The following is a 5,601-nucleotide window of genomic DNA, read 5'->3' as shown; positions in this document are numbered from 1 at the left end:
AATTGCACGTCACCAGCATTTTTGTTACGCACGATCAGGAAGAGGCGCTGGAAGTGGCCGACCGGATCGTGCTGATGAACAAGGGCCAGATCGAGCAGGTCGGCACGCCCAAGGAGGTGTACAACCATCCGGCCTCGCCCTTCGTGTACGGGTTCCTGGGCAACGTCAACCTGTTTCACGGCCGTGTGCACGAAGGCGTGCTGGATGCGGGCGGCGTCGCTTTCGCTGCGCCCGACCATGCACAGGCACAGGATGCCAGGGGAATCGGCTATGTGCGCCCGCACGATCTGGAGGTCGATCGGTGCGTAGCTGGCACCGGCGCCGGGGCCGCGGGGATCGTGGTGCAACTGAAGCGCGCACATGCAATCGGCCCGCTGGCGCAACTGGAGCTGGAACGCGATGACAATGCAGAAATCATCGAAGCGGTGATTTCGAATGAGCGCTTTGCGCAACTGCAACTGAAGGATGGCGAAACCCTGATCGTGCGGCCGAAGCGCCTGCATGTCTTCGTCGATAACTCCGCATCGAATCAATTTCAGGATAAGCGATGAATTTCCAGCAATTGCGTTCGATCCGCGAAGCCGCGCGCCACGGCTACAACCTGACCGAGGTGGCGAACGTGCTGTGCACCTCGCAGCCGGGCGTGTCGCGCCAGATCCGCGAACTGGAGGACGAGCTCGGAGTCGAGATATTCGAACGCAACGGCAAGCGCCTGACCGGTTTGAGCGGACCCGGCAAAGGCATCCTGAAGATCATCGAACGCTTGCTGATCGAGGCCGAAAACCTGCAGCGCGCCGGCCAGGAATATTCCGGCCAGACCAGCGGCACGCTGACGGTCGCCACCACCCATACCCAGGCGCGCTATGTGCTGCCGGAAGTGGTGCAGAACTTCCGCGTCGCCTTTCCGGACGTGCGCATTGCATTGCAACAAAGCGCGCCCGAGCATATCGCCGAGTGGGTATTATCGGGCAAGACCGACATCGGCATTGCCACCGAAGGCCTGAGTCAGTTTCCGGATTTGGTTTCCTTCCCTTGCTACAGCTGGCACCATTTGATCGTGGTTCCCGACGAGCATCCGCTGCTGGCGCGAGCGAGCGTCAGCCTGAGCGATCTTGCCGCCTATCCATTGATCACTTACGACACCGGCTTTACCGGCCGCAGCCATATCGACGACGCGTTCTCCAACGCCGGCGTGAGCACCAATATCGTGCTGACCGCGATGGATTCGGACGTCATCAAGCAGTATGTGTCGCTCGGCATGGGGGTTGGATTGCTGGCAACAATGGCATTCGAGCCGAAGCGCGACCACGGGCTGCGCGCAATCCGGGCCGAGCACCTGTTCGCACCGAACGTGACCCGGCTGGCAGTACGGCGCGGCGCCTATCTGCGCTCGTATGCGTATGACTTCATCATGGAGTTCGCTCCCGACCTGAAGCGCGCCGACATCGAACGGGCGCTGAACCAGGAAGCGTAAGAACGCTCCGCGAAAGACGCCAAAAGCACCGCAGATCGGCCCTGTAATGCATTTTTAAAATAGGGAGTATGGTTATTTTCATAGCATCATTCGCATATTTTATATGCGCATGTGAAATATACTGGCAGATACTTTCAATCCTGGCTCGCCCTGCTTGCCCTTTTCAGTTTTCGGTTATTTCAGCAGCCGCGCCAGCTCGACTGCGGTCTTCACTTGCATCTTGTCGAAAATATGGGCGCGATGGACTTCGACCGTGCGCATGCTGATGCCGAGGTCGTCGGCGATGATCTTGTTCATTTTCCCTTCCAGGATCAAATCCAGCACTTCGCGTTCGCGCGCCGACAGGGTCTCCAGGCGACGATGGATCATTGCCGTGCTGCCGGCCTGCCTGGAAAGCAGCAAGGCTTCCTGCGCCCGGTCCATCAGCTTGTTGTCGTTCAGCGGCTTCTCGAAAAAGTCGAACGCGCCGCGCTTCAAGGTATCGACCGCCATCGGCACATCGCCGTGGCCGGTCAGGAAAATCACCGGCAACTGTCGCGTCAATCCGCGTCCAACCAGCAAATCGAACAGGGCAATCCCATTGACGTCGGGCATGCGCACGTCGAGCAACAGGCACTCGCCATCGGCCTCGAAACCCGTCCTCCTGCCATCCAGCGCAGCCAGAAACTCGGTGGCGCTGGCGTAGGCAGTCGCCGCGATGTCGCGCGACCTGGCCAGCCATAACAGCGAGTCGCGGATCACTTCTTCATCATCGACTATGTGGAGCATGCGGATTCCTCGGTTATTCGGACAGTTGCGGCAAATAGGGCGGCAGCGCAAAACGGAAAATCGTGCCGCCCTGCGGATTATTCGCATAATGCAGTGTGCCGCCATGAAACTCCAGCGTGGTGCGGCAGATTTTCAGGCCGATGCCCATGCCTTCAGCCTTGGTCGAGAAAAACGGCGAGAACAGGTTTTCAGCGACTTCCGGCGCAATCCCGTGCCCCTGGTCGATCACCGACACAACCACATTCGCCGTTGCCGACGCCGCCTCGAACGGCACGCTGTCCAAGGCCACGGCAATGCGCAGGATGCGGCGCCCGGAAGGAGCCTGCTGCATCGCCTCGACGGCGTTGCGCGTCAGGTTCAGCAAGACCTGCTCCAGCATCACGCGATCAGCCAGCACTTCGGGCAGGCCGGGCGCAATGCTGAGCTGGATCGCGACCAAACTCTGTTGCGCCTGCAATTCGATCAGCGGCATCACGCTGTCGATCAGGTTTTGCAGCGATACCGGTTCACGGGTCGGTTCGCGCCGCTTGACGAACTCGTGCACGCTGCGAATGATCAAGCCGGCGCGCTGCACTTGCGCATTGGCCTTTTCCAGCGCCGGCTTCAGCAGCGCGGCGTCAACCACGCCCGACTGCATCAGATTGATGGCGCCGGCGGTATAGCTGGAAATGGCGGCCAGCGGCTGGTTGAGTTCGTGCGCCAGCGTCGACGCCAGTTCGCCCATGGTTGCCAGGCGCGCACTCGATTGCAGCTTTTCCTGCTGCTGGCGGTTGAGTTCCTCGACTTTCTTGCGATCCGAAATATCCAGGATCGAACCCATCCAGCCGGTTTGCCGGCCGCTGTCATCCAGCAGCGGCGATTCGTAAATCAGGACCGGAAAACGCTCGCCATTGGCGCGCTGGAACATGATTTCGAAACCATGGCGCTGTACGGTGCCGGCCAGCACCTGGGCAAAGCGTTCCTCATAATCCTCGATCGCCTCCGGCGCCCAGTACGGCATCGGCGGCAGCTTGTTGACCAATTGATCGGCGCTCAGCCCGACCATCTGGCAGAACGCCGGATTAACATAACTGATCCGCCCCTTCAGGTCGCGCGCCCGCAGCCCGGTCACCAGCGAGTTTTCCATCGCGGTCCGGAACGCCACCTGCTCGCGCAGCGCGCCCTCTGCCGCCAGCCGACGGTTGATATCCCGCCACAACGCCCACAGGCTCCAGATCAGCCCCAGCGACAGCAGGATAATCGAACCCACCAGCAGATTGGGCAACAGGGTCGGTGCATTTTTGACGCTATTGGTGCGCAAATATAATGCCGCCCCCGGCAAGTCCAGTGCGCGTCTGTGCATGTACACGCCGCGTCCGATGCCGCCGGCAGCCCGCTTGACCACGACCGCATCGTCATTGCTGGTCAATGCAATCTCGTTATCCTGGGCGAACCACCACGGCACCATGGCATCGAGGATGTCCTGCAACGCATAGCGGAGCACCACACTGCCGCTGTACTGTCCATTCTGGAAAATTGGCAGATAGCAATCCATCAACATCAGCTCCGGCCCACCGGCAGCGCCAGCGCCAGCGTTGCTGAACGGCTGACTGTACTGCGGCGATTTCAGCTTGCGCGCGGTGGCAGAGGCTTGCGCCGATGCGTCCGACAGGCGCGGCTGCGTATTCGCGCGCAGATCGCTGGAAGCAACTATCGTATCGCTGCTATCGAGCCACATGACGCGCCGGATTTCGCTGCTGTTTTTCAGCAGCAGCAGGGTACGTGCGCGCAGTTTGTCGGGGCTGATGGTGCCGCTCGCAATTTCGGTGCCGACCTGGCGGAAATTTTCTTCATTGCGGCTGAGCTGAAAACGGATCGCCTGTTCCACCCAGAGCGTATCGGCGATCAGCTGTTCCTGCCGCTCGCTGACCTCCATTTGCTGCACCTGCCATGGCAGCCACAGCAGGATCGACAGCACCAGCAACACCAGCAGCACCGGCAGCAGCCAACGCCATGCCTGTTTGCGGTGCAACAAGCCGGCACCAAAATCTTTGAATCCGGCGATGGTCATGGGAGCGGGATCTTTCTTGAATAATTGCGGCGCAAACTGGAATTCTACCGATTATTCGCAAGCCGATTGTCCGGAGTGTGGTTATCCACAATTGTGACGTAATGAAACACTTGCCAGAATAATCCAAAAATTAAAAAAGCATATTCCTACCCTACCGGAGACAAGCATGAAGCTAAAAGCACTTTTCCTGGCGCTGGCATCGGCCGCCGTCATCAGCCCAAGCGTTTTTGCGCAAGCCCCGATCGTCATCAAATTCAGCCACGTGGTTGCCAACGACACGCCGAAAGGCAAGGCTGCCGAGCGTTTCAAGGCGCTGGCGGAAAAAGGCACGAAAGGCCGGGTCAAGGTCGAGGTCTACCCGAACAGCACCTTGTACAAGGACAAGGAAGAGCTGGAAGCGCTGCAGCTCGGCGCGGTCCAGATGCTGGCGCCATCGCTGGCCAAATTCGGCCCTTTGGGCGTGCGTGAATTCGAAGTCTTCGACCTGCCGTATATTTTCCCTTCCAAGGACGTGCTGTATCGGGTCACCGAAGGCGCGATCGGCAAGAGCCTGCTGAAAAAACTCGAACCCAAGGGCATCACCGGCCTGGCGTACTGGGATAACGGCTTCAAGGTCATGTCGGCCAACAAGGCGCTGCATTCACCGTCCGACATGAAGGGCCTGAAAATGCGCATCCAGTCGTCCAAGGTGCTGGACGCGCAAATGCGCGCGCTGGGCGCGAATCCGCAGGTAATGGCGTTCTCCGAGGTGTATCAGGGGCTGCAAACCGGCGTGGTGGACGGCACCGAGAACCCGCCATCGAACCTGTACACGCAAAAAATGCATGAAGTGCAAAAACATGTCAGCATGACCAACCACGGCTATCTGGGCTATGCGGTGATCGTCAACAAGAAATTCTGGGACGGCCTGCCGGCCGATATTCGCGCCCAGCTGGAAGCCGCGATGAAAGAATCGACGCGCTACGCCAATGCCATCGCCCAGCAGGAAAACGACAAGTCGATCGCCGCCGTCAAGGCATCCGGCAAAACCACCGTGTATGAGCTCAGCAGCAAGGAACAGGCCGAGTGGTACAAAGCCCTGGTGCCGGTCCAGAAACAGATGGAAGACCGCATCGGCAAGGAGCTGATTTCCTCCATCAACAAGGAATCGGCAGCACTGCACCCGAAGTAACGCCCCCATCGGCAAGACAGCCATGCGGCTTGCAAGCATCTGCTCCTTGCAAGCCGCATATACCAGCAACAGTATTTCTTTATACCGCAATAATTACATGCGTGAAACAGGTTAATTTCAGCATACCCAAGAACTATA

At 59.2% G+C, this 5,601-nt stretch carries 5 protein-coding genes; 3 read left to right on the top strand and 2 right to left on the bottom strand.

Annotation, left to right across the window (positions count from 1 at the left end; translation table 11 throughout):
- The coding region (locus tag HMCN_RS0116800) for a TOBE-like domain-containing protein (protein ID WP_025918469.1) at window positions 1–551 on the top strand (551 nt) is incomplete at its 5' end.
- On the top strand, window positions 548–1,474 hold the full coding sequence (locus HMCN_RS0116795; RefSeq protein WP_025918468.1) for a CysB family HTH-type transcriptional regulator: 927 nt from the start codon (window positions 548–550) through the stop codon (window positions 1,472–1,474). The genes HMCN_RS0116800 and HMCN_RS0116795, both read left to right, overlap by 4 nt.
- Window positions 1,475–1,648: 174 nt before the next feature.
- Here HMCN_RS0116795 and HMCN_RS0116790 read toward each other — a convergent pair whose 3' ends face one another.
- Window positions 1,649–2,242 carry a response regulator transcription factor gene (locus tag HMCN_RS0116790; RefSeq protein WP_025918467.1) on the bottom strand — a complete coding sequence of 198 codons (594 nt, stop codon included), beginning with the start codon at window positions 2,240–2,242 and terminating at the stop codon, window positions 1,649–1,651.
- A gap of 13 nt (window positions 2,243–2,255) precedes the next feature.
- A complete protein-coding gene (locus HMCN_RS0116785; protein WP_025918466.1) occupies window positions 2,256–4,292 on the bottom strand; it encodes a nitrogen regulation protein NR(II) in 2,037 nt (678 codons plus the stop codon).
- Window positions 4,293–4,458: 166 nt separating this feature from the next.
- Here HMCN_RS0116785 and HMCN_RS0116780 point away from each other — a divergent pair, with 166 nt between their 5' ends.
- Window positions 4,459–5,463, top strand: coding sequence for a TRAP transporter substrate-binding protein (locus HMCN_RS0116780; protein ID WP_025918465.1), 1,005 nt, complete (start codon window positions 4,459–4,461; stop codon window positions 5,461–5,463).
- Window positions 5,464–5,601: the final 138 nt, after the last annotated feature.

Source organism: Herminiimonas sp. CN (assembly GCF_000622895.1).
Taxonomy (GTDB): Bacteria; Pseudomonadota; Gammaproteobacteria; order Burkholderiales; family Burkholderiaceae_D; genus AVCC01.
Note: the sequence above shows the minus strand (reverse complement) of the source record. Positions and strands in the feature narration are given on the sequence as shown.

What these genes read in the sequence shown, in the direction of transcription:
- HMCN_RS0116780 (WP_025918465.1), top strand. Translation starts at nt 4,459, where the DNA reads ATGAAGCTAAAAGCACTTTTCCTGGCGCTGGCATCGGCCGCCGTCATC.
- HMCN_RS0116790 (WP_025918467.1), bottom strand. Translation starts at nt 2,242, where the DNA reads ATGCTCCACATAGTCGATGATGAAGAAGTGATCCGCGACTCGCTGTTA.
- HMCN_RS0116795 (WP_025918468.1), top strand. Translation starts at nt 548, where the DNA reads ATGAATTTCCAGCAATTGCGTTCGATCCGCGAAGCCGCGCGCCACGGC.
- HMCN_RS0116785 (WP_025918466.1), bottom strand. Translation starts at nt 4,292, where the DNA reads ATGACCATCGCCGGATTCAAAGATTTTGGTGCCGGCTTGTTGCACCGC.